The organism is Anabaenopsis sp. FSS-46 (assembly GCF_029891665.1).
GTDB classification, from domain to species: domain Bacteria; phylum Cyanobacteriota; class Cyanobacteriia; order Cyanobacteriales; family Nostocaceae; genus Anabaenopsis; species Anabaenopsis arnoldii.
Genome location: NZ_JANQDG010000125.1, coordinates 1 through 20234, shown reverse-complemented (window position 1 = coordinate 20234; position 20234 = coordinate 1). Strand labels below are relative to the sequence as shown.

At 45.7% G+C, this 20234-nt stretch carries 34 protein-coding genes; 2 read left to right on the top strand and 32 right to left on the bottom strand.

Annotated elements, in window-relative coordinates; translation table 11 throughout:
* Positions 1-191: 191 nt before the first annotated feature.
* A complete protein-coding gene (locus tag NWP21_RS15535) occupies positions 192-542 on the bottom strand; it encodes a helix-turn-helix transcriptional regulator (RefSeq protein ID WP_280793350.1) in 351 nt (116 codons plus the stop codon).
* A 317-nt stretch (positions 543-859) separates the two neighbouring features.
* Between NWP21_RS15535 and NWP21_RS15530 the strand changes: the two genes are divergently transcribed.
* The gene (locus NWP21_RS15530) at positions 860-2077 is read left to right on the top strand and encodes a transposase (RefSeq protein WP_280793349.1); all 1218 of its coding nucleotides are present in this window, start codon (positions 860-862) and stop codon (positions 2075-2077) included.
* Between the two features lie 124 nt (positions 2078-2201).
* Positions 2202-2648: a hypothetical protein gene (locus NWP21_RS15525; protein ID WP_280793348.1), complete on the top strand. Its 447-nt coding sequence runs from the start codon at positions 2202-2204 to the stop codon at positions 2646-2648.
* Positions 2649-2658: 10 nt separating this feature from the next.
* Here NWP21_RS15525 and prfA read toward each other — a convergent pair whose 3' ends face one another.
* The 31 genes from prfA to rplC all read right to left on the bottom strand — a co-directional run bounded on the left by prfA (position 2659) and on the right by rplC (position 20026).
* The gene (prfA, locus tag NWP21_RS15520; protein ID WP_280793347.1) at positions 2659-3756 is read right to left on the bottom strand and encodes a peptide chain release factor 1; all 1098 of its coding nucleotides are present in this window, start codon (positions 3754-3756) and stop codon (positions 2659-2661) included.
* A 98-nt stretch (positions 3757-3854) separates the two neighbouring features.
* On the bottom strand, positions 3855-4097 hold the full coding sequence (gene rpmE / locus NWP21_RS15515) for a 50S ribosomal protein L31 (RefSeq protein WP_271732189.1): 243 nt from the start codon (positions 4095-4097) through the stop codon (positions 3855-3857).
* A 107-nt stretch (positions 4098-4204) separates the two neighbouring features.
* A complete protein-coding gene (gene rpsI, locus NWP21_RS15510; RefSeq protein WP_271732190.1) occupies positions 4205-4621 on the bottom strand; it encodes a 30S ribosomal protein S9 in 417 nt (138 codons plus the stop codon).
* Positions 4621-5076, bottom strand: coding sequence for a 50S ribosomal protein L13 (rplM, locus tag NWP21_RS15505; RefSeq protein ID WP_271732192.1), 456 nt, complete (start codon positions 5074-5076; stop codon positions 4621-4623). The genes rpsI and rplM overlap by 1 nt, the downstream gene beginning before the upstream one ends.
* A 12-nt stretch (positions 5077-5088) precedes the next feature.
* Positions 5089-5979, bottom strand: a complete 891-nt coding sequence (gene truA, locus NWP21_RS15500; protein ID WP_280793346.1) for a tRNA pseudouridine(38-40) synthase TruA — start codon at positions 5977-5979, stop codon at positions 5089-5091.
* A 52-nt stretch (positions 5980-6031) separates the two neighbouring features.
* Complete coding sequence (gene rplQ / locus NWP21_RS15495) at positions 6032-6382, bottom strand: 50S ribosomal protein L17 (RefSeq protein WP_271732195.1); 351 nt, start codon at positions 6380-6382, stop codon at positions 6032-6034.
* A gap of 27 nt (positions 6383-6409) precedes the next feature.
* The gene (locus tag NWP21_RS15490) at positions 6410-7357 is read right to left on the bottom strand and encodes a DNA-directed RNA polymerase subunit alpha (protein WP_271732198.1); all 948 of its coding nucleotides are present in this window, start codon (positions 7355-7357) and stop codon (positions 6410-6412) included.
* A 288-nt stretch (positions 7358-7645) separates the two neighbouring features.
* Positions 7646-8041 (bottom strand): 30S ribosomal protein S11, encoded by a 396-nt coding sequence (gene rpsK / locus NWP21_RS15485; RefSeq protein WP_271732200.1) that lies wholly within the window; start codon positions 8039-8041, stop codon positions 7646-7648.
* Positions 8042-8095: 54 nt separating this feature from the next.
* On the bottom strand, positions 8096-8476 hold the full coding sequence (gene rpsM / locus NWP21_RS15480; protein WP_271732201.1) for a 30S ribosomal protein S13: 381 nt from the start codon (positions 8474-8476) through the stop codon (positions 8096-8098).
* A 117-nt stretch (positions 8477-8593) separates the two neighbouring features.
* Positions 8594-8707, bottom strand: a complete 114-nt coding sequence (rpmJ, locus tag NWP21_RS15475) for a 50S ribosomal protein L36 (protein WP_006196723.1) — start codon at positions 8705-8707, stop codon at positions 8594-8596.
* Positions 8708-8823: 116 nt separating this feature from the next.
* Positions 8824-9048, bottom strand: a complete 225-nt coding sequence (infA, locus tag NWP21_RS15470; protein WP_006196724.1) for a translation initiation factor IF-1 — start codon at positions 9046-9048, stop codon at positions 8824-8826.
* 203 nt (positions 9049-9251) lie between these two features.
* Complete coding sequence (locus NWP21_RS15465; protein ID WP_271732204.1) at positions 9252-9806, bottom strand: adenylate kinase; 555 nt, start codon at positions 9804-9806, stop codon at positions 9252-9254.
* Positions 9806-11119, bottom strand: coding sequence for a preprotein translocase subunit SecY (gene secY, locus NWP21_RS15460; RefSeq protein ID WP_280793345.1), 1314 nt, complete (start codon positions 11117-11119; stop codon positions 9806-9808). The genes NWP21_RS15465 and secY overlap by 1 nt, the downstream gene beginning before the upstream one ends.
* A 73-nt stretch (positions 11120-11192) precedes the next feature.
* Entirely contained in the window at positions 11193-11636 is a 444-nt protein-coding gene (rplO, locus tag NWP21_RS15455; RefSeq protein WP_280793344.1) for a 50S ribosomal protein L15, read from the bottom strand.
* 93 nt (positions 11637-11729) lie between these two features.
* Positions 11730-12254 (bottom strand): 30S ribosomal protein S5, encoded by a 525-nt coding sequence (gene rpsE / locus NWP21_RS15450; protein ID WP_271732207.1) that lies wholly within the window; start codon positions 12252-12254, stop codon positions 11730-11732.
* A gap of 30 nt (positions 12255-12284) precedes the next feature.
* Positions 12285-12647: a 50S ribosomal protein L18 gene (gene rplR, locus NWP21_RS15445; protein ID WP_271732209.1), complete on the bottom strand. Its 363-nt coding sequence runs from the start codon at positions 12645-12647 to the stop codon at positions 12285-12287.
* 2 nt (positions 12648-12649) lie between these two features.
* Positions 12650-13198, bottom strand: coding sequence for a 50S ribosomal protein L6 (gene rplF / locus NWP21_RS15440; protein WP_271732210.1), 549 nt, complete (start codon positions 13196-13198; stop codon positions 12650-12652).
* 44 nt (positions 13199-13242) lie between these two features.
* A complete protein-coding gene (rpsH, locus tag NWP21_RS15435) occupies positions 13243-13644 on the bottom strand; it encodes a 30S ribosomal protein S8 (RefSeq protein ID WP_200989445.1) in 402 nt (133 codons plus the stop codon).
* A 20-nt stretch (positions 13645-13664) separates the two neighbouring features.
* Positions 13665-14213 carry a 50S ribosomal protein L5 gene (rplE, locus tag NWP21_RS15430; RefSeq protein WP_271732211.1) on the bottom strand — a complete coding sequence of 183 codons (549 nt, stop codon included), beginning with the start codon at positions 14211-14213 and terminating at the stop codon, positions 13665-13667.
* Between the two features lie 90 nt (positions 14214-14303).
* Positions 14304-14657: a 50S ribosomal protein L24 gene (gene rplX, locus NWP21_RS15425; protein ID WP_271732212.1), complete on the bottom strand. Its 354-nt coding sequence runs from the start codon at positions 14655-14657 to the stop codon at positions 14304-14306.
* Positions 14657-15025, bottom strand: a complete 369-nt coding sequence (gene rplN / locus NWP21_RS15420; protein WP_271732213.1) for a 50S ribosomal protein L14 — start codon at positions 15023-15025, stop codon at positions 14657-14659. The genes rplX and rplN overlap by 1 nt, the downstream gene beginning before the upstream one ends.
* A gap of 41 nt (positions 15026-15066) precedes the next feature.
* Complete coding sequence (rpsQ, locus tag NWP21_RS15415; RefSeq protein WP_271732215.1) at positions 15067-15318, bottom strand: 30S ribosomal protein S17; 252 nt, start codon at positions 15316-15318, stop codon at positions 15067-15069.
* A gap of 13 nt (positions 15319-15331) precedes the next feature.
* Complete coding sequence (gene rpmC / locus NWP21_RS15410) at positions 15332-15553, bottom strand: 50S ribosomal protein L29 (protein WP_271732216.1); 222 nt, start codon at positions 15551-15553, stop codon at positions 15332-15334.
* Between the two features lie 3 nt (positions 15554-15556).
* Entirely contained in the window at positions 15557-15982 is a 426-nt protein-coding gene (rplP, locus tag NWP21_RS15405) for a 50S ribosomal protein L16 (RefSeq protein WP_271732217.1), read from the bottom strand.
* Between the two features lie 3 nt (positions 15983-15985).
* Positions 15986-16741, bottom strand: a complete 756-nt coding sequence (gene rpsC, locus NWP21_RS15400; RefSeq protein ID WP_280793343.1) for a 30S ribosomal protein S3 — start codon at positions 16739-16741, stop codon at positions 15986-15988.
* Positions 16742-16816: 75 nt separating this feature from the next.
* On the bottom strand, positions 16817-17176 hold the full coding sequence (gene rplV, locus NWP21_RS15395) for a 50S ribosomal protein L22 (protein WP_271732220.1): 360 nt from the start codon (positions 17174-17176) through the stop codon (positions 16817-16819).
* 38 nt (positions 17177-17214) lie between these two features.
* A complete protein-coding gene (rpsS, locus tag NWP21_RS15390; protein WP_271732222.1) occupies positions 17215-17493 on the bottom strand; it encodes a 30S ribosomal protein S19 in 279 nt (92 codons plus the stop codon).
* Positions 17494-17522: 29 nt separating this feature from the next.
* Positions 17523-18386 (bottom strand): 50S ribosomal protein L2, encoded by an 864-nt coding sequence (gene rplB / locus NWP21_RS15385; RefSeq protein ID WP_271732224.1) that lies wholly within the window; start codon positions 18384-18386, stop codon positions 17523-17525.
* Between the two features lie 6 nt (positions 18387-18392).
* Positions 18393-18707, bottom strand: a complete 315-nt coding sequence (locus NWP21_RS15380; RefSeq protein WP_271732225.1) for a 50S ribosomal protein L23 — start codon at positions 18705-18707, stop codon at positions 18393-18395.
* The gene (gene rplD, locus NWP21_RS15375; RefSeq protein ID WP_280793342.1) at positions 18700-19338 is read right to left on the bottom strand and encodes a 50S ribosomal protein L4; all 639 of its coding nucleotides are present in this window, start codon (positions 19336-19338) and stop codon (positions 18700-18702) included. Before rplD ends, NWP21_RS15380 begins: the two co-directional genes overlap by 8 nt.
* A gap of 52 nt (positions 19339-19390) precedes the next feature.
* The gene (rplC, locus tag NWP21_RS15370) at positions 19391-20026 is read right to left on the bottom strand and encodes a 50S ribosomal protein L3 (protein ID WP_271732228.1); all 636 of its coding nucleotides are present in this window, start codon (positions 20024-20026) and stop codon (positions 19391-19393) included.
* Between the last annotated feature and the right edge of the window lie 208 nt (positions 20027-20234).

The following is a 20234-nucleotide window of genomic DNA, read 5'->3' as shown; positions in this document are numbered from 1 at the left end:
GTCGGGGAGCTTTGGGGCGATCGCCTGTACGGTGTTTAAACGCAAAGGTCGCTAAGTACGCGCAAAGGTCGCAAAGGTTTTCCCTCCCCTGACAAGGGGAGGGTTAGGGTGGGGTAAAACAATATTCTATACATTAATCATAAGTTTTCCAACATCCTCTTAAACCCAAAGGTTCCTAAGGTGTTTGGGTTTTAGGGATTATCCCCAGCTTCTGCTGCTGCTGCTAGTCTTTCCATGACGGTTCTACCAATGATGGCTACTTCATTTAATGGCATGGTTTTAATCTGCTTTACCATCTGGTTTACATCTGTTGATTGTGGCATGGGCTTGACACCAATATAATGGAGCAGTTCTTCCATGGTGTAGCCGGCTTTGTTGGCAATGTTGGCTAAGTTTTCTGTGTCTGGGATTGATTCTCCTTTTTCCCACAGTTGCACTGCAGTGGCAGAAACACCGAGGAGTTTACCGAAACCCCTCTGACTCATGGGGCCACGAGCCATTTTTACTACTTCTATGAGTTTTTGTCTAGCTGCTAAGTCCACTACTATAATATTTCTGTGACTACATTTACCAGTTTACATATTTTATCGATTTAGGTATAAGGTTTAAATGAAGATGATTATAAAATTATTGTTGTTGTTGAGCATAAAGATAGATTAACCAGGGTGGGTTTTAATTATCTGAAAGTCTTACTAAACAAGCAAGGGAAAGATATTGAGGTAGTAAATCTGGCAGAAGAAGAAACTGAAGATATTATGCAAGACTTTATCTCAATCATAACCAGCTTCTGTGGGACAATCTATGGTCTAAGAAGAAGGAAAATAAAAACTGAGTGCATTGTTAAATGCCTGGAGTCAGAATGCGATTAGTTGAACGACACATAATCAAAGGAAATAACAAGTGGTTTGGGGTGATTGATCAAATGTCTTTTTTATCAAAAAACCTATTCAACTGTGCTGTTTATTTATGTCGTCAATCCTTTTTCAATAGTCAACCAATACCAACTTTCAATCAAATATACCACTCACTTAAAAACAGTGATGATTACAAAGCTTTACCCAGCAAAGTTGCTCAACTGGTATTTAAACAAGTCGATAAATGCTTTAAATCCTATCAAGAAGCCAAAAAAGAGTATAAGTTAAATCCTGATAAGTTTTTAGGTGAACCCAAGTTACCCAAGTATAAACATAAGCAAGAAGGGAGAAATATCTTAACCTTTAACAATCAGGCTTTTTCTAAAAAAGCCTTAAAGCAAGGTTTAATTTCTCCTTCTGGGTTGTCATTGCTCATCAAAACCAAGCTTACTCAAATTCAAGAAGTCAGGATTATTCCCAAAAATAATGCCTACATTCTCGAAGCAGTTTATGAGCAAGAAGAAACATCCCTAACAACTAATAACAGAATAGCAGCAATTGACGTAGGCTTAAATAACTTAGCCACCCTTAGTAGTAATTGTCACGACTTCAAACCTTTTATTGTTTGCGGCAAAGCTATTAAATCCTGTAATCAGTTTTACAACAAAGTTAAAGCTAGTCGTCAATCTCAGTTACCTAAAAATCAAAAAACTTCTAGAAAAATAGAAGCACTGACACTCAAACGTAATAACAAGGTGGATTATTACCTCCACACAGCTAGTAGATTTATTGTTAATCAGCTAGTCAGACAAAACATAACGCATTTGATTATAGGTAAAAACGAGAAGTGGAAGCAAAGCATTAACTTGGGAAGTAAGACCAATCAAAACTTTACTAATATTCCCCATGCTCGATTTATCCAGCAACTAGAATATAAAGCTAAACTCGCTGGAATCAAGGTGCAAACCAATGAAGAGAGCTACACTTCAAAATGTAGTTTTCTAGATTTTGAACCTATCAAAAAGCATGAACACTATTTAGGTAAAAGAATCAACAGAGGTTTATTTAGGTCTAAGTCTGGGAAAATATATTCAGCAGACTTGAATGGTTCCCTAAATATATTAAGAAAGGTAGCTGGGGACTCTATCTTTGATGGAAACTCAGTAGAGAGGCTTGTAGTTAGCCCAGTCAGGTTTAGACCTTACCAAGCTAAAAATATTTGACTATATTTTTAGTAACTATTTACAATTTAACTGAGCAATGATATCCTGAATTTAGAATTGTTATTTTTAAGTCTAACTGTAAAATAAATATATAACCTTATTAAATCAGGTAGAAGGGGTGCATATGTTCCGCAATCTACGCCGAGTTAAAAAGTATCGCCGCCCGGGTTGTAATCTCATAGCAGCTAAGAATATCAAACCCAGTCAATGGAAGATTTCAGATGCGGAAGTTAAGGAAGCGCTGAAACACAAGGGCTGTGAGGTGAAGGAGGTCAAGAAAATCCGTTATCTTAAGCATCAGGTGTGTATTTCCTTCTGGGATGCTAAGGGGAATGTGTGCAGTAGCTTTTTCAGCTATCGGATTTTTACCCGTTGGCAAACAACTGTGGAGAGGTTAATTGAGTGCTGTGATAGCCTCCTGGAGTGGCGGAGGTTAAATCAGACTATGCGCTACGAATTTGTGTATTACGAGTATCTGGCGGAAATGGAAAAGGCACTCAGAACTGCCTTAGAAAACCGCTTGTATGCATTAAAAGCTACATTAGAAATAGCGGTTTTCCATGAGAGTTAACGGCTAAAAGTTAGTTTGAGGTAGCATTTGCTAACTCTGCCAGGCGTTCTTGCTGGTCTTGAGAGATACAAGATTGAACGAGTATCTCTAACTCACCTTCCAAGACGGGATTAAGTGAGTAGTTCTGTCCTAGGCGGTGGTCGGTAACACGGTTATCTTTATAGTTGTAAGTACGGATTTTCTCGGAGCGTGAGCCTGTACCAACTTGCGATCGCCGCATGGAAGTTACGGCTTCTTGTTGCTCGCGTAACTTGATTTCGTACAGTTTAGCCCGGAGGATTTGCATCGCCCGTTCTTTGTTTTGCAATTGACTACGTTCTTCTGTGCAGAAAATACGGATACCAGTGGGTTTGTGGTACAAGTCTGCTGCGGTTTCTACCTTGTTAACGTTTTGTCCCCCAGCACCACCAGAACGAGCGGTGGTGAGTTCGATATCTTTGGGATCAATGTGAATTTCCACATCATCGACTTCTGGCATAATGGCGACGGTGGCTGTGGAGGTGTGAACCCGTCCTCCAGCTTCTGTAGCTGGTACACGCTGTACACGATGGACTCCCGCTTCAAATTTGAGTTGACTGTAAACGCTATCGCCCTGAATTTCCAGGATCACTTCTTTGAACCCGCCCATTTCCCCCAGGGATTCGCTGACGAGTTTGACTCTCCAGCCTTGGAGGTCGGCATAGCGGGAGTACATGCGCAGTAAATCACCCGCCCAGATACTGGCTTCATCGCCGCCGGTACCGGCGCGAATTTCTAACATGATATTTTTATCATCGTTAGGGTCGCGGGGTAAGAGTAAAACCTTGAGGCGATTTTCTAGGTGTTCTAGTTTTGCTTCTAGTTCTTTAACTTCCAGGGATGCCATTTCTTGCAACTCTGGGTCACCGTTGGATTCTTTGAGGACTTGACGCGCCCCTGCTAGGTCTGTGGTAGCAGTTTTCCAAGTTTCGTAGGTATTGACTGTTTCTTCTAGGGAAGAACGAGACTTAGCAATTTTTTGATACTCATCAGGGTTTTTGGCGGTATCGGGGTCACCCAGACGACGGGTTAATTCATGAAATGTTTGTTCAACAGATTTGAGTTTTTCTAACAGGTATGTTTCAGCCATGACGAATGCGATCGCTCCTTACAGATAACTAGGCTCGGCAAAAAATGACAAGCGACCCAGCAGTTACCGGGTCGTCGTTAACAGCCACAGCCAAGGCGCTACTTTTCTTGGGAATCGCTCTGAGTGGATTTAGTGGTGCTCATGCCGTATTTACGCAAGAAGCGCTCAACGCGACCCTCGGTATCAATCAGCTTCTGAGTACCGGTGTAAAAGGGGTGATTTCCTGACCAAACATCTACGTGTAATTCTGGCTTAGTAGAGCCGACGGTCATCACTACTTGACCGTTACAGTAAACTTTAGCCTCTGGATACCATTGGGGATGAATATCAGATTTAGCCATGTTTTTGTCGTTAACCTATATTAATTATAACTTTTAGTGGAGAATTGAGCCGGGGGAATTGGGGCAGATTGTGTGCTATTCCCAATGACCAATTCCCATTGATGTGTTTAACGTTTGGAGTACTGAGGTGCTTTCCGGGCTTTGTGTAAACCATATTTTTTCCGTTCCTTTGCCCGGGGGTCGCGGGTCAAGTAGCCCTCGATTTTCAAAGGTGGGCGGTTATCTGGGTCGAGTTGACACAGGGCGCGAGCTACACCTAAACGAATAGAATCAGCTTGTCCTGTGAGGCCGCCGCCTTCAGCTTTGACTAAAATGTCATATTCGTTTTCCAGTCCCAGGGTTTCTAGAGGATTTCTAATGACTCCTAGGTAATTGGCGTTGAATTGAAAGTACAATTCTCCATCCTTACCGTTGACGGTCAATTTCCCTTCACCGGGAACCAATCTCACCCGTGCTACTGCGGACTTGCGACGACCGGTACCCCAGTACACGGCGCGACCGCTATTACTTTGTGCTACTGTCATTAATTTTCTCCGGGAATTGTATTAATTGTGAGTTCTTTGGGTTTTTGGGCGCTATGGGGATGAGTCGGACCTGCGTAAACCTTGAGTTTAGTGAACAACTGCTTACCCAGGCTATTTTTAGGTAGCATACCTTTAACCGCGTGTTCTACAATGCGTTCTGGTAGGCGCTGTTGCAGTTTGGCAAAGGTTTCTGTTTTCATCCCCCCGGGGCGGCCGGAATGGCGGCGGTAAAGTTTTTGGCTGCGCTTTTTCCCTGTGACTGCTACTTTTTCAGCATTAACGACAATAACAAAGTCACCGGTGTCCATGTGGGGGGTGAATTGGGGTTTGTTTTTGCCTCTGAGAATCATGGCGATTTCGCTAGCCAGGCGGCCAAGGCGTTTATCGGTGGCATCTACTACGTACCACTCACGCTCAAGGGATGCTTGAGGAGGAAGGTATGTTTTTGTGGTCATGATAGTTTTGTTTTATGAGAGTGGTGTGGAATTGAGATCAAGGTGATCTGCTAGGGGATATTCTAGGGGAATATTTGTGGGAAAGACCAATTTGGGCTGGGTTTCATACCAAATTTCTGGGGGAAAGGGGAACTCTGGGTAGCCAACTCTTAATAAACACAAACCCTGGGGAGGGGCGGCGTGTTTGACTTTTTCCCGGCGCTCTGTTTTCCACAGTTCGGTAAAGCTAGCCAGTGTCAGCTTGCTGGAACCTACTTGTGCTAGCATCCCTACTAACAGCCGTACCATGCCATACAAAAATCCATTGGACTGAATTTCAATATGAATAAATGGCCCACTGCGATGACATTCTGCGGCTTGCACTTCTACCCAAGAGTGCTGGCGCTTGGAACCGGCTCGGTGAAATGCGGCTAAATGATGTTTCCCTATCAGCGGTGCGAGGGCAGCTTGGATTAAGGATTCATCCAGGGGTGCATAGTAATAATGCCAACTGAAGGGTCTAACGAACAAGTTGGGCCGAGGTTCAGTATATATCGTATAGCGATACCGCCGATATGCGGCACTAAATCGGGCGTGCCAATGATGATCTACACTCGCTGCAGCCCTAATGAGTATATCTTGGGGCAGGTAGCTGTTGAGGATTGATGCCCACTTCTGGGGTGGGATGAATCCTGTGGCTTCAAAATGGGCTACTTGGGCAGCTGCATGGACTCCCGCATCGGTGCGCCCGGCACCATGGAGGGTGACATGAAAGCCTTGTACCTGAGCGATCGCTGTTTCGATTTCTTCTTGAACTGTACGATGTTGCTTTTGTCTTTGCCAGCCGTGAAAATGAGTGCCTAAGTATTGAATTACTAAGGCGACTCGATGGGTTGGCCTAGGAACCGGTTGGCTTTCTAACATACAGGTTTTGTCTGTTGGTCTGGTGTCTGACCCATGACCAATGACTAATGAACTAGACTAGCTCGATGATTGCCATTTGCGCATGATCTCCCCGGCGGTTAACGGTATGCAGGATGCGGGTATAACCCCCGTTGCGATTACCGTACCGAGTTGGGGCTTGCTCAAATAAGGCATGAACTAGTTGCTTGTCGTAGATGTAGCCCAGGGCTTGCCGACGTGCTGCTAAGGAGCCGTCTTTGGCTAGGGTAATCATTTTATCTACTTCGCTGCGAACAACTTTAGCGCGGATTAAAGTTGTGGTGATGCGACCATGACGGATGAGCTCTGTGGATAGCGATCGCAACAGGGCGCGCCGCTGGTCGGCTGGTTTACTGAGTTTTTTGACTCGACAACGATGACGCATAATAAATGAGTAAAAATTGGGGTTTAACTAACTGTGTTTAGAGCCTCTTTCTGGGGACAGGGTAATGCCTAAACGGCGCTGTAAAGCTTCCACTACTTCTTCTGCTGATTTTTGACCGAAGTTTTTAATTTCTAACAGGTCTTCTTGGGTGAAATCCAACAGGTCTGCCACGGAGTTGACTTGTGCGCGTTTGAGACAGTTATAAGCCCGTACAGAAAGTTGCAGTTCTTCAATGGGAATTTGGGCGGTGGGATCTTCTGGGACTTCAGCGCCTGTTTCTGTAGGCTCTAGTGAGATATCTTTCAATGGATTGAATAGCTCTACTAGAATACCAGCTGCTGAGGATAGTGCTTCTTGGGGCGAGATACTGCCATTTGTCCAAACTTCTAACAGCAAGCGGTCTTTGGTAATTGAGCTCTCCCCACGAGCTTCTTCTACACTATAGTTAACTTTCCGCACTGGCATAAATACCGAGTCAATTTGCAGAAAGTCTAAGGAGGTGGCTTCTTCGCGTCCTCGCTCTACTGTGCGATAACCTTTTCCTTTCTCAATGCGAAATTCCATTTCCAGTTTGCCACCCTCTGCTAGGGTAGCGACGTACTGGGTGGGGTCTATGACTTCTACTTCGCTGGGCAAATCAAAATGTGCCACAGTGACTGTTGCAGGACCATTCACAAGTAATCTGCCAATCTGGGGTTGAGATGAGTAGCTTCTGAGGATTACTTCCTTCATTTTCATGAGGATTTCCAGCACGTCTTCCCGCACACCGGGAACTGTGGCAAACTCGTGGGTTACACCGGCAATTCTCACTGCTGTAACTGCTGTCCCCTCTAGATTCGACAGTAAAACCCGCCGCAGCGCGTTGCCAACTGTTGTTCCTTGACCACGCTCTAGAGGTTCCAGCACAAATTTACTATAATGGCTCCGACTTTCCTCTGTATTAGACTCTACACATTCAATTTGAAACTGCGCCACGGATTAGCCTCCCTTCTTTAAGGTGCTGCTAGCAGGCAAATCAATTGCCTCGTTGAATTTAGTTTTCGTTCCCTAGCTTTGTGGAGCCAGGTAGATTTAACTGCCTTTGAAAAGTGGCAGTATGGTATCCTCGCCCTATCTACGGGGAGATGATTATTTATTTTGGGTGCTCTGAACTTTAGCAGCCCCCCCGTCAGGAAGAGCTGACTTGCTTCACACTGGACTCCTCCCTGGCACCGCTGCGGTTGGGGGTGGGGTTTGAGAAACAGTTTGGACACTAAATATTATTTAAACTCGGCGGCGCTTGGGCGGGCGGCAACCATTGTGAGGAATGGGGGTGATGTCCCGAATCAGGGTAATTTCTAGTCCGGCTCCTTGGATGGCGCGAATGGCGGTTTCTCTCCCTGCTCCAGGTCCACTAACCATGACTTCAATTTGCCGCATTCCTTGGTCTATAGCCCTACGGGCTGCACTTTCTGCTGCTGTTTGTGCTGCAAAGGGGGTGCCTTTTTTGGCTCCCTTAAAACCGCTCGAACCGGCACTAGCCCAGGAAATCACGTCCCCATTTTGATCGGTAATGGTGACAATGCTATTGTTGAAAGTAGACTGGATGTAGGCCATGCCATTGGGTACGTTGCGCTTTTGCTTTTTGCTGCCGCCTTTTTTTGTTGGTTGTCTTGCCATATTTTTTTAGTTAATCCTAGGTACAACTTGCTTTGATCTGCCGGGTTTAAAGGTTTATTTGCCTGGAGCCTTCTTCTTACCGGCCACTGTCTGCCTTCTCCCCCTGCGGGTTCTGGCATTAGTGCGAGTTCTTTGACCTCTGACTGGTAAGCCCATGCGGTGGCGACGACCGCGGTAGCAACCAATATCAATCAAGCGCTTGATGTTCATGGCTTCTAAGCGCCGCAAGTCACCTTCTACTTGATAGTTGCTTTCTATTTCGCCGCGCAGGGCTGCCACTTCAGCATCACTTAGGTCTTTAACACGGGTATCTGGATTTACACCTGTAGCGGCTAAAATTTCCAGAGACCTTGTTAACCCAATGCCGTAAATATAAGTCAGACCAACTTCAACGCGCTTATCACGTGGAAGGTCTACCCCGGAAATACGTGCCACAATTATTTTCTCCCTATGGTTATCGCAGTTGCTATGACAAAGACTTAATTAATTAATTAACTTTGTCGTTTTTTATGGTGATTAATCTGTATTTTCACTCCTTGATGTCTGAGAGTGTTAGCCTTGGCGTTGTTTGTGCTTGGGATTGACGCAAATCACCATAACGCGACCGCGACGGCGGATCACGTTGCATTTTTCACACATTTTCTTGACTGAGGCTCGAACTTTCATGCCTTTTGTAATTGACTCCAAATAGTAAATTATAGCATTTTTAGGGAATTTAATTCAGTTAATTAATGGGGGAGAACCCAAAAAGATGGTTTTATGGTAAGATTTTGGAGGTATAGCTATTTCTTCCGCAGTCTATAGGTGATTCTGCCTTTTGAAAGGTCGTAGGGAGTTAACTCAACTTTGACGCGATCGCCAGGTAAAATCTTGATGTAATTACGGCGAATCTTACCGGAAATGTGTGCCAAGACATTGAACCCATTATCCAAGTCAACGCGAAACATCGCATTGGGGAGGGATTCAGTGACAGTGCCTTCCATTTCAATCAAATCTTGCTTAGACAATTTGTTTTTTCCTCAATTCAACAATCTCCTATTGATACAGTTGCAGCACTGGCTCTGCAAAAGAACATATTTTGAGAAATATATCAATAGTTTATTAATATATCTTAGCTAAAATTGTCCAGCATCTTAGCCATAGGGGCGAGAGACGCGATGAATCGCGTCCTGGCGGGGTAGTGAGTGGTGATTTCCCCCCACTGATCAGGCTATGAAGTAACGATGAGGCGCAATTGCTCAGTGACTTCTTCTTGGGACTGATGGCCATTGACCGTGACTAATTTCTGGCGATCGCGATAATAGTCAATCAATGGTGCTGTTTGAGAGCGGTAAACATCTAAACGGTGACGAATTACCTCCTCGGTATCATCTTTTCGTCCCCGAGCGAGTAAACGTGCTACCACGACATCATCTGGAGCATCGAGATTAACAACCCGCTGGTCACCCTGATGAGTTTGTGCGAGCAACTGCTCGAGAAAAACCGCTTGTGTGACCTTGCGGGGAAACCCATCAAGAATCCAACCGGATGTGACATCCGGTTGGACAAAGCGCTCCTGCACCAAGTCCTGAACCAACTGGTCCGGTACTAAATCGCCCTGATTGACATAACCTTGAGCCTTAATTCCCAAAGGAGTTTGCTCTTGCATAGCTTGCCTTAATATATCCCCAGTAGAAATGTGGGGAATATTCAAGTCTGCCGCCAAAACTTGAGCTTGAGTGCCCTTACCAGAGCCAGGTGGTCCCAAGAAAATTAATCGCGTCACTATTGTTTCACCATTCCTTCATAACGCTGAGATATCACGTAAGTCTGGACTTGTTTAGCCGTATCAATTGCCACACCTACCAGAATTAGCAAAGAGGTAGCACCCAAACCTCGAAAAGTAGGGACACCTAGAGCACTTTCCACAGCCGTGGGAATAATAGCAACAAATCCCAGAAATATCGCCCCTAAAAAAGTCAGTCGATTCATCACACGCTCAAGATACTCACTGGTAGCCTTACCGGGACGAATCCCGGGAATACTAGATCCCATTTTCTTCAAATTCTGAGCCACATCAACTGGATTAACAATCAAAGAAGAGTAGAAATAACTGAAGAAAATAATTGACACCAAGTAGACCAGAGCATAAACCCAAGCCCCGGAACCCCCAGGATTGAGATAAGTGTTGACAATGTTAGCTATGTCAGGATTTTTGGTGAAATTAGCGATTAAAAGTGGCAGACTGAGAATTGCGGCTGCAAAAATAATCGGCATGACCCCCCCGGAATTGAGCCGCAGGGGTAAATAACTACGCTGCTCTGCCAAGACACGGCGACCGACTTGACGACGAGCGGAAATAATGGGGATGCGGCGGATACCTTCCTGAACGAAAACAATCCCCACAATAGTAGCCAGGAATACCAGGACGAGGACAATAACGCGACCGACAGTTTCTCTACCGCCAACTTGTACCAAGTCAATGGTATCGCCCAAAGCCTTGGGTAACGAAGCGACAATATTGACAAAAATCAACAATGATGCACCATTACCAAGTCCGCGTTCTGTAATCAGTTCTGATGCCCACATAACAAACATAGAACCAGCCGTGAGAGCGATGGCTGTTTCAGCGACAAACAAAATGCCGGGATTCAAAGCAAATTGCTGGAGGAACAATGACGAAAAAGCGACACTCTGAATAGTTGCCCAAACTACCGTGACATAGCGTGTAATTTGGGAAATTTTCCGGCGGCCTTGCTCACCTTCGTTTTTCTGTAAATTTTCTAAAGATGGAATTGCCGCGGTGAGTAATTGGATAATAATGGAGGCATTGATAAAAGGTAAGATCCCGAGGGCAAAGATGCCCAAAGTGGAAAGTCCCCGCCCAGAAAAGATATCCAATAAACCGAATACGGCATTGTTACTAGATATAGCTGCGGCGAATCTGGCCCTATCAAGACCAGGTACCGGCAAAAATATACCCAGGCGAACCAAAATTAAAATACCGACAGTGACAAGCAGCCTACCTCTGAGTCCGGCTGCTTGGGCCATCTGCATAAAAGTTTCTTGAGCCGTTGGGGCTTTTTCTCGACTGATCATAGAATGCTACCTCTATAGTGAACCGGGGGCTGGCAGGGATCTAGAGATGGCAAGTACGGAATTATGTATTTCCTTATACCACTTCACAGCTACCACCAGCCGCCTCAATTTTGCTACGAGCTTGTCCTGTAAAAGCTGCTGCTTGTACCTTGAGGGATACATTCAATTCACCGTTGCCCAAGATTTTCAATGGGCCTTTAGCAGCAGTGATGATTCCCGCATCTTTGAGAGAAGTCAAAGTTACTTCTGTATCAGCAGGAAGAGAAGCGAGCTTATCTACATTAATCGTAGTGTAAATTTTCCGATTCACAATCGGAAAGCCCTTAAGCTTAGGTAAGCGGCGGTACAATGGTTGCTGACCACCTTCAAAACCTGGTCTGGTACTGCTACCGGAACGAGATTTTTGACCTCTCATACCCAAACCAGCGCTAGCGCCTTGACCAGCGGAAATACCTCTAGCTACACGACGGCGGCGTTTTTTTGAACCTTTTTGGGGCTTAACATCGTTGAGTCTCATGATGTAATTAGTTATTTTTTAGAGCTTCACTATTGACCGATCAATGTTGAGGGCTTGCTTAAACCGTCAGCAAGCCATTAACCGTTAACCATTCTAAATGTAGAGTTTTTCAATAGGAATACCGCGATCTTCGGCTACTTCAGAAAAAGTACGGAGTGTAGATAAGGCATTCACTGCGGCTCTAGCATTGTTGAGGGGGTTATTGGAACCAAGTTGCTTGGCCAAGATGTTACGAACTCCTGCCAATTCCAGTACAGTCCGCACAGCACCACCAGCAATTACCCCGGTACCGGGTGCTGCGGGGCGCATCATCACCTTAGCACCGCCACCCACACCATCAATAGGATGGGGGATGGAGTTAGATTTAGTCATAGGAATGTCAATCAGGTGTTTTTTGCCATCGGCCACGCCTTTTTTGACAGCGCCAATGACATCTGAAGCTTTGCCGACTCCGACACCGACTTGGCCACGTTCATTACCGACGACGACGATGGCGCGGAAGCTGAGTTTTTTACCTCCCTTAACGACCTTGCTCACCCGGCGGATTTGGATGACGCGCTCTTGCCAGTTAGTTTCTTCTTTTTTTGTGCGGTTAGCCTTACGACGACCAGTTGCCATAATCAAATGCTCTCTATTAGTCAGTTGTCATTAGAAATCTAAACCAGCTTCGCGTGCTGCATCAGCTAGGGCTTTGACACGACCATGATATAAGTTGCCACCGCGATCAAAGACTACTTTGGTGATTCCTTTTTCCAACAATCGCACTGCTACCAATTTGCCGACTTGGGCTGATGCCTCACAAGTAGCACCTGTAGCCAAATTCGATTTCAACTCTGGTTCGACGGTGGAGGCTGCTACTAAGGTGTGATGCTTGGTGTCGTCAATTACTTGAGCGTAAATATGTTCATTGGAACGGAACACGGCTAAACGTGGACGTTCTTGGGTGCCGTGAACTTTACCACGAACGCGGCGATGACGACGCTGTTTTGATTCTCTACGAGTAAGTTTCATTGTTATTTCTTACCACTCTTACCAGTCTTACCAGCTTTGCGTCTGACGGCTTCACCGGCATAACGAATCCCTTTACCTTTGTAGGGTTCTGGGGGGCGAACAGCACGAATTTTTGCGGCTGTGTTACCTACTATTTCCTTATCGTAACCACTGACGATGACGTTAGTGTTATTTTCTACAGCAAACTGAACTCCTTCAGGGGGGTCAATCTGCACTTGATGGCTGTAGCCAATATTCAGGACTAGGTTACGTCCTTGAACTTGTGCCCGGTAACCCACACCTTGAATTTCCAGACGACGCTGAAAACCTTGGGAGACTCCCTCCACCATGTTAGCCACTAGGGTACGGCTTAAACCGTGCATTTGCCGGGACGTACGTGTGTCATCGCGACGGGTGACATTTAATGTTTGTCCTTCTTGGGAGACAACGACATGAGTGGGCAATGTCCGCGAAAGTTGGCCTTTGGGTCCTTTCACTAAAACTTGGCTACCATCAATTGTCACTTCCACTTTGGCGGGAATATTAATTGGACGTTTACCAATACGAGACATGATTCTTGGTCCTTTATCTTCAGTCCTGACCCTGGGGGTAATGACTACCAAACATAGCAAAGTACTTCGCCACCCAGGCTCTGACGACGGGCTTCGCGGTCAGTCATAATGCCACTGGATGTAGAAATAATGGCAATGCCGATGCCACCTAGTACCCGGGGTAATTCTTTTCTATTGGAGTAAACGCGCAAACCCGGTTTACTGACTCGTTTCAAAGCTGTAATTAAAGGCTGACGGTTTTTACCCTTGTATTTGAGTGAAATCACCAAATTGCGTTTAATCCCTTCTCCTGCTTCTACAACTTCAGCAACAAAGCCTTCCTCTTGTAGTACCTTGGCAATACTACGAGTCATTTTTGTGGCTGGCACTTGTGTAGTCTGATGCCTTGCCAGGTTGGCATTGCGGATGCGCGTGAGCATATCTGCAACTGTATCGTTAGCTGCCATCGTTCCCTCTTTAGATGAACTTATTGATCGCGAAAGGGCATTCCCATTTCTTTAAGTAAGGCGCGACCCTCTTCGTCGTTTTTCGCCGTTGTGATGATGGAAATATCCATCCCACGGATTTGATCGATACTGTCGTACTCGACTTCTGGAAAAATTAGCTGTTCTCTAACACCCATAGTGTAGTTACCGCGACCATCGAAGCTTTTAGGACTGATGCCGCGAAAGTCTCTAATTCTGGGTAGTGATAAGCTAACTAATCGGTCAAGAAAAGCGTACATCCGTTCGCTTCTGAGGGTTACCATAATGCCAACAGGCATACCCTGACGAATTTTAAAGCCGGCGATCGCCTTTTTCGCCCGAGTCACCACTGGTTTTTGACCGGTAATCAGGGCAATTTCATTTAAAGACGCTTCTAGCGCCTTGGCATTTTGAGCCGCTTCCCCCAAACCGCGGTTAACAGTAATTTTCACTAACTTCGGTACTTGATGAACGTTAGTGTACTGAAACTGATTCATCAGTTTAGGGACGATGGTTTCTTGATATAAACCTTTGAGTCTTGGTGTTGCCATAGTTATTTATCTGTATCCCTGGGCTTTGTCAGGGAGGCCTTGTGAATTACTGAGGAGTCCCTTCTGGTAGAAAAACAGCAGTTATTCCCTTTATTTATCGAGAATTTCGCCGGTTTTTTTGAGCATTCTCACCTTTTTACCTTCTGCTGTAAAGGTGTAGCAAACACGACTTGTAACGTTTTGCTTAGTAGAATAGAGCATCACATTGGAACTATGGATAGGAAATTCCTGAGTGACGATGCGGCCCGATTCTCCTTCTTGCTGGGGTTTGACGTGCTTAGTCTTGATATTGACACCTTTAATCAGGACTTTACTCAGTTGGGGTAGTGCTTTGACCACTTCACCAACTTTGCCTTTGTCCTTACCGGCAATTACTTGCACAGTGTCGCCAGTTTTGACGTGCATTTTATGAAATACTTTGGCTTTTTCCTTGGGGTTTGCCATTACAGCACCTCCGGAGCCAGAGAAACGATTTTGGTGAAGCTTTTATCGCGTAATTCCCGAGCCACCGGTCCAAAGACCCGTGTACCTCTGGGATTACCATCCTTATTGATGATCACCGCGGCGTTATCATCAAAGCGAATAGTCATACCACTATCCCGGCGGATGTTGTGACGGGTACGGACAATCACTGCTTGTATGACATCGGATTTTTTCACAGCCATGTTGGGGATGGCATCTTTAACAACGGCGATAATCTTGTCGCCGATGAAACCATAACGCCTGTTGCCTGCACCTAATACACGGATGCACATAATTTTTTTGGCACCGCTATTATCTGCCACAGTGAGGTATGTCTGGGGTTGAATCACAATTAATCTCCCTTTTGGAGTTTAGATTACTGTAACAATTATTACACTGTAGTCTTAGCATTCAAGATATCTTTGACTTGCCAGCGTTTGGTCTTACTCAAAGGTCTAGTTTCTTGAATCCGGACGCGATCGCCCACCTTGCACTGACTATTTTCGTCGTGAACCTTATAGCGGCGGGTTTGCACGACAATTTTGCCATACTTAGGGTGGGGAGAGCGGTTTTCCACAGCGACTACCACAGTTTTTTGCATTTTGTCGCTGACTACCACGCCGACTCGTTCTTTGATTGCCATAATCTCCTAGTTTTTATTCTGTAGTCGATTGACTTGTAGCCTGTTGGCGCTGAGTTTCCACAGTGAGCAACTGGGCGAGGCGGTGGCGGGCGTGTCGGAACTCATGAGGCTTTTCTAATTGTCTTGTAGCTTTTTGCAACCGTAACTGAAACAGTTGTTTTTTAACAGAGACAATTTCCGAGACCAGTTGTTCATCACTTAATTCTCTAGCTTCCGAAATCTTGGGAAGAGGCATAACCTACTCCTGCTCCTGTGGTTGAGAACGCACAATAAATTTAGTTTTAATTGGCAGCTTATTGGCAGCCAAACGCATAGCTTCGCGGGCGATTTCTTCAGAAACTCCAGCGATTTCAAACATAATGCGTCCTGGCTTAACTACCGCCACCCAAAACTCTGGAGAACCTTTTCCTGAACCCATCCGGGTTTCTGCCGGACGCATAGTGATAGGTTTATCCGGAAAAATCCGGATCCAGATTTTACCACCCCGACGGATATAACGAGTCATTGCCCGACGGGAGGCCTCAATTTGGCGGGAGGTAATCCAAGATGGCTCTTGAGCTTGGAGGCCAAAATCACCGAAGTTAAGGTTACAGCCGCGGCTAGCTAGGCCTTGCATCCGTCCGCGCTGTTGTTTGCGGAATTTAGTTCTTCTAGGACTTAACATGCTTCATCCTTCATTAGATCGGTCTTCAAATTGCTGACGACGGCGTTGTTGTTGACGACGACGTGGTTCGCGATCGCGTGGGGTGGATGGAGCGGTGGTTTCTTCCTGTCCTGGGATAATTTCTCCCTTAAAGACCCATACTTTAATCCCCAGAATCCCGTAAATTGTTTTAGCTGTGCAGTAAGAGTAGTGAATATCAGCCCGGAGGGTATGTAAAGGCACTCTTCCCTCACGAGTCCACTCTGTCCGAGCAATTTCCGCACCGTTGAGGCGACCGCTGACTTGAATTTTAATGCCTTGAACACCAGCACGTTGGGCGCGCTGAATAGCTTGGCGTACCACCCGCCGAAAAGAAACCCGCCGTTCCAGCTGTTGAGCAATGTATTCCGCAATCAAAGCCGCGTCAGCATCAACTTTTTGGATTTCGACTACATTAATCCGAATTTGACGATTACTGCCGAGCATTTCTTGTAGTCCCACCCGCAGTGATTCAATACCTTGTCCACCGCGGCCGACAACTACACCTGGTCTAGCCGTGTGTACTTCCAAATCAATTTGGTCGGCTTTGCGCTCAATCCGCACCTCGGAAATTCCGGCATTGTTTTGAGCCAATCTACCCAGCTTTTGTTCTATGTATTTCCGAAGTTTGTGGTCTTCTTGTAAAAGTTCTGGATAGCGTTCAGGAACTGCAAACCAACGGGATTGATGCTCTTGTGTAATACCCAGGCGAAAACCAACTGGATGAATTTTCTGTCCCACAAATGCTTCCTCTAAGAATTTCTTACTTTACGCAGTTTTTCGTGTCTAGACCCCATCGGTGAAAGAAGGGGTATTTCATTTAGCAGTAGCATCAGCGGCCACAGCGACAGTGATATGACACGTTGGCTTGCGAATTTGGTAAGCTCGCCCCTGAGCTCTTGGTTGAAACCGTTTTAGCACTGGACCTTGATTAGCATAGGCTTGAGTAATTACCAGTTGCGTCCGGTCTAAACCAGCATTATGCTCGGCATTAGCCGCTGCACTTCTGAGAAGTTTCAATACTGGTTCACAGGCTCGATAGGGCATGAATTCCAATACAATTAGTGCTTCTCGGTAGGAGCGCCCCCGAATTTGGTCAAGGACACGGCGCACCTTGTAGGGAGACATGCGGATATAACGAGCGATCGCCTTTACTTCAGTAGTATCAATAGCCATAATTTTCTCCTTAAGTCATTAGTCACAATGACTAATAACTATCTCCCTGCTTTTTTATCACTCTTCCCATGACCTCTGTAGGTACGTGTGGGGGCGAACTCTCCCAACTTGTGTCCTACCATTTGCTCATTCACAAAAACCGGAACGTGTTGACGTCCGTTATGAACAGCGATGGTATGACCTATCATCAACGGCAAAATTGTCGAAGCTCTCGACCAAGTTTTAATAACTTGTTTTTCGTTTTTAGCGTTGAGCTTTTCCAGCTTACTCAGCAAGTGATCCGCTACAAAAGGACCTTTTTTTAGAGAACGACCCATAATTTCGACTTTGGATGTTTGACTTGAGATTATGACTGACGGCCACCACGTCCACGTTTAGAAGATTTCCGACGGCGACGCACGATCAATTTGCTGCTAGCTTTCTTAGGCTTGCGAGTTTTTGCCCCTAAAGTAGGTTTACCCCAAGGTGTTACAGGACCTGGTCTACCAATAGGAGCTCTACCCTCACCACCACCATGTGGGTGGTCTACCGGGTTCATCACACTACCTCTAACCTTAGGACGGCGACCCTTCCACCGATTCCGTCCCGCCTTACCGGCACTGAGATTTCGCGCATCGGTGTTACCTACCTGTCCAATAGTGGCGTAGCATTCTTTACGAATCATCCGCACTTCCCCGGAAGGTAGCTTGAGAGTGACATAGTTACCTTCTTTAGCCACCACTTGGGCATTAGCACCAGCCGCACGGACAATTTGCCCGCCTTTACCCGGTGTCAGCTCCACATTATGGACACTAGTACCCAGGGGTATATTAGACAGTGGTAAAGCGTTACCATCCTCAAAGGGAGAGTCAGGACCGGCGATAATTTTCGCACCCACTGGTAACTTATTGGGGTGAAGAATATAACGCTTTTCCCCGTCTTCATATAAAACCAGAGCGATGCGAGCATTCCGATTAGGGTCGTATTCAATGGCTATGACTTCGGCGACAATATTACGTTTATCCCTTTTAAAGTCGATAATCCGGTAAAGTTGCTTGTGTCCGCCACCCCGACGACGGCTAGTGATCCGCCCTTGATTATTACGACCTTTAGGGCGATGTACGTATTCTGTTAATGATTTTTCCGGCTTTGACTTAGTAATTTCCGCAAAGTCGGATACAGTAACTTGGCGCGTACTAGGGGTATAAGGGCGATAAGAACGAGTACCCATTTTATTTTATACCTCTGGGAATAGAACTTGTCTAACTTTCTCTTCGTCCCCAGGGGCTACAGTGACAATAGCTCGCTTATATTGGGGCTTGTAACCAATAAATTTACCAACACGACGCTGTTTACGTGGTGGCATCATGGTATTAATTTTGACTATCTTTACCTGAAATAGGTCTTCAATCGCCGCCTTAATTTGTGGTTTGCTAGCCTTGGGAGCTACTTCAAAAGTATATTTATTTTGCTCCATGAGGATAGTCGCCTTTTCAGTCACAATGGGGCGACGCACTAAGTCGGGAAGATTGCGGGGGTCAAACTTAGGCACTATAGACCTCCTGAATTTTGGCTAAAGCTGATGCAGTGACGACAATTTTATCAGCGTGCAGCAAGTCGTAAACATTAAGTTGGTCTGCTGCAATTACCTTTAAATTTTCGATATTCCGGGCTGATAAATAAACATTATCCTCCTTTTGAATCTCCGGCAAAATTAACAATGCCTTACTTTCAGGTGCTGCTCCCCAACGAGCTAGTGCTGAGACTAACTCCTTAGTTTTGGGGCGGGATAACTCGTTGTTAAAATCTTCAACCACAATCAAATCGTCCCCACGACCTACAAAAGCGGTTCGCAGTGCTAAACGCCGTTCTTTGCGGTTTAATTTCAGATGAAAATCTCTGGGTTTCGGTCCAAAGATCACACCACCACCACGCCACAGTGGAGAACGAATAGACCCAGCACGAGCGCGGCCAGTTCCCTTTTGTCGCCAAGGTTTACGACCGCCGCCTCTAACTTCGGAACGAGTTTTTGTACTCGCAGTCCCTTGGCGAGAGTTAGTCATTTGTCTTACCAAGGCTCGATGCACAATATGAGAGGCCGTTGATTCTTGAGCAACTCGTAACTCAAAGGTAGTCTGGCCGACCTGTTCTCCTTGCCAATTTTTAACTATGCTTTCCACCATTTTTATGTCCTTTTGTGTTTTTTGCCTTTTTTCTTTAGTTCATGAGTAATGACTACTTACCAACTTTCTTTGTAGGCAGAATATTCACTAAGGACCCCGGCTTACCAGGAATGGCTCCTTTAATTAATAGTAAGTTGCGTTCCGGGTCTACTCGCACCACGGTCAACTTGCGAATTGTCACCCGACTACCACCCAAACGTCCTGCCATCCGTTTACCGGGATAAACACGACCAGGGGTTGTACCAGCGCCAATGGAACCTGGCGCTCTATGGTTTTTAGAACCGTGTGACATCGGTCCGCGGCCAAAGTTGTTACGCTTTTGGTTACCCGCAAACCCGCGACCGATACTGGTACCGACTACATCGACAATTTGACCTTCAGTAAAAATATCCGCCTTAAGTTCTTGACCTAAAGTATAATCACTAGCGCTATCTGTGAGATATTCGTTTAAATGACGTAAAGCTGGAGCAGATGATTTTGCCAAGTGACCCAGCAGAGGTCTATTCAACGCCTTGGGTTTGACTTCACCATAACCAACTTGGATGGCGCTGTAACCGTCGGTCTGTTTTGTTTTAACTTGTGTAACAGTGCATGGCCCCGCTTGAACAACGGTGACTGGAATTGATACTCCATCTTCGTCGAAAACTTGGGTCATGCCCAGTTTGGTGCCGAGAATACCTACAGACACAGTAACTGGTTCTCCTTATATACTTGCTGGTGTTGGAATCGGATCGCTATATAAAACCTAGACAAACCTAGACTTTACTTTCTACTTCAACGGGAGCATGGGAGCGGTTATCCCTGGTGTAGACTTGCACGCCTTAGCCAGACGCGATATTTCTCAAGTTAAGATTTACAAGAAAGACCACCGCTATCATTGCTTGGTTTTCGCGTTG

What these genes read in the sequence shown, in the direction of transcription:
- NWP21_RS15525 (WP_280793348.1), top strand. Translation starts at nt 2,202, where the DNA reads ATGTTCCGCAATCTACGCCGAGTTAAAAAGTATCGCCGCCCGGGTTGT.
- rplD (WP_280793342.1), bottom strand. Translation starts at nt 19,338, where the DNA reads ATGGTGGAAAGCATAGTTAAAAATTGGCAAGGAGAACAGGTCGGCCAG.
- rpsQ (WP_271732215.1), bottom strand. Translation starts at nt 15,318, where the DNA reads ATGGCAATCAAAGAACGAGTCGGCGTGGTAGTCAGCGACAAAATGCAA.
- rpsS (WP_271732222.1), bottom strand. Translation starts at nt 17,493, where the DNA reads ATGGGTCGTTCTCTAAAAAAAGGTCCTTTTGTAGCGGATCACTTGCTG.
- secY (WP_280793345.1), bottom strand. Translation starts at nt 11,119, where the DNA reads ATGATCAGTCGAGAAAAAGCCCCAACGGCTCAAGAAACTTTTATGCAG.
- rplQ (WP_271732195.1), bottom strand. Translation starts at nt 6,382, where the DNA reads ATGCGTCATCGTTGTCGAGTCAAAAAACTCAGTAAACCAGCCGACCAG.
- rplX (WP_271732212.1), bottom strand. Translation starts at nt 14,657, where the DNA reads ATGGCAAACCCCAAGGAAAAAGCCAAAGTATTTCATAAAATGCACGTC.
- rplM (WP_271732192.1), bottom strand. Translation starts at nt 5,076, where the DNA reads ATGACCACAAAAACATACCTTCCTCCTCAAGCATCCCTTGAGCGTGAG.
- prfA (WP_280793347.1), bottom strand. Translation starts at nt 3,756, where the DNA reads ATGGCTGAAACATACCTGTTAGAAAAACTCAAATCTGTTGAACAAACA.
- rplE (WP_271732211.1), bottom strand. Translation starts at nt 14,213, where the DNA reads ATGGCAACACCAAGACTCAAAGGTTTATATCAAGAAACCATCGTCCCT.
- rplP (WP_271732217.1), bottom strand. Translation starts at nt 15,982, where the DNA reads ATGTTAAGTCCTAGAAGAACTAAATTCCGCAAACAACAGCGCGGACGG.
- rplO (WP_280793344.1), bottom strand. Translation starts at nt 11,636, where the DNA reads ATGAGACTCAACGATGTTAAGCCCCAAAAAGGTTCAAAAAAACGCCGC.
- rpsH (WP_200989445.1), bottom strand. Translation starts at nt 13,644, where the DNA reads ATGGCAGCTAACGATACAGTTGCAGATATGCTCACGCGCATCCGCAAT.
- rpmJ (WP_006196723.1), bottom strand. Translation starts at nt 8,707, where the DNA reads ATGAAAGTTCGAGCCTCAGTCAAGAAAATGTGTGAAAAATGCAACGTG.
- NWP21_RS15530 (WP_280793349.1), top strand. Translation starts at nt 860, where the DNA reads ATGCGATTAGTTGAACGACACATAATCAAAGGAAATAACAAGTGGTTT.
- rplR (WP_271732209.1), bottom strand. Translation starts at nt 12,647, where the DNA reads ATGAAACTTACTCGTAGAGAATCAAAACAGCGTCGTCATCGCCGCGTT.
- rpsI (WP_271732190.1), bottom strand. Translation starts at nt 4,621, where the DNA reads ATGACAGTAGCACAAAGTAATAGCGGTCGCGCCGTGTACTGGGGTACC.
- truA (WP_280793346.1), bottom strand. Translation starts at nt 5,979, where the DNA reads ATGTTAGAAAGCCAACCGGTTCCTAGGCCAACCCATCGAGTCGCCTTA.
- rpmC (WP_271732216.1), bottom strand. Translation starts at nt 15,553, where the DNA reads ATGCCTCTTCCCAAGATTTCGGAAGCTAGAGAATTAAGTGATGAACAA.
- rpmE (WP_271732189.1), bottom strand. Translation starts at nt 4,097, where the DNA reads ATGGCTAAATCTGATATTCATCCCCAATGGTATCCAGAGGCTAAAGTT.
- rplB (WP_271732224.1), bottom strand. Translation starts at nt 18,386, where the DNA reads ATGGGTACTCGTTCTTATCGCCCTTATACCCCTAGTACGCGCCAAGTT.
- rpsE (WP_271732207.1), bottom strand. Translation starts at nt 12,254, where the DNA reads ATGGCAACTGGTCGTCGTAAGGCTAACCGCACAAAAAAAGAAGAAACT.
- rplF (WP_271732210.1), bottom strand. Translation starts at nt 13,198, where the DNA reads ATGTCTCGTATTGGTAAACGTCCAATTAATATTCCCGCCAAAGTGGAA.
- rpsK (WP_271732200.1), bottom strand. Translation starts at nt 8,041, where the DNA reads ATGGCAAGACAACCAACAAAAAAAGGCGGCAGCAAAAAGCAAAAGCGC.
- rplV (WP_271732220.1), bottom strand. Translation starts at nt 17,176, where the DNA reads ATGGCTATTGATACTACTGAAGTAAAGGCGATCGCTCGTTATATCCGC.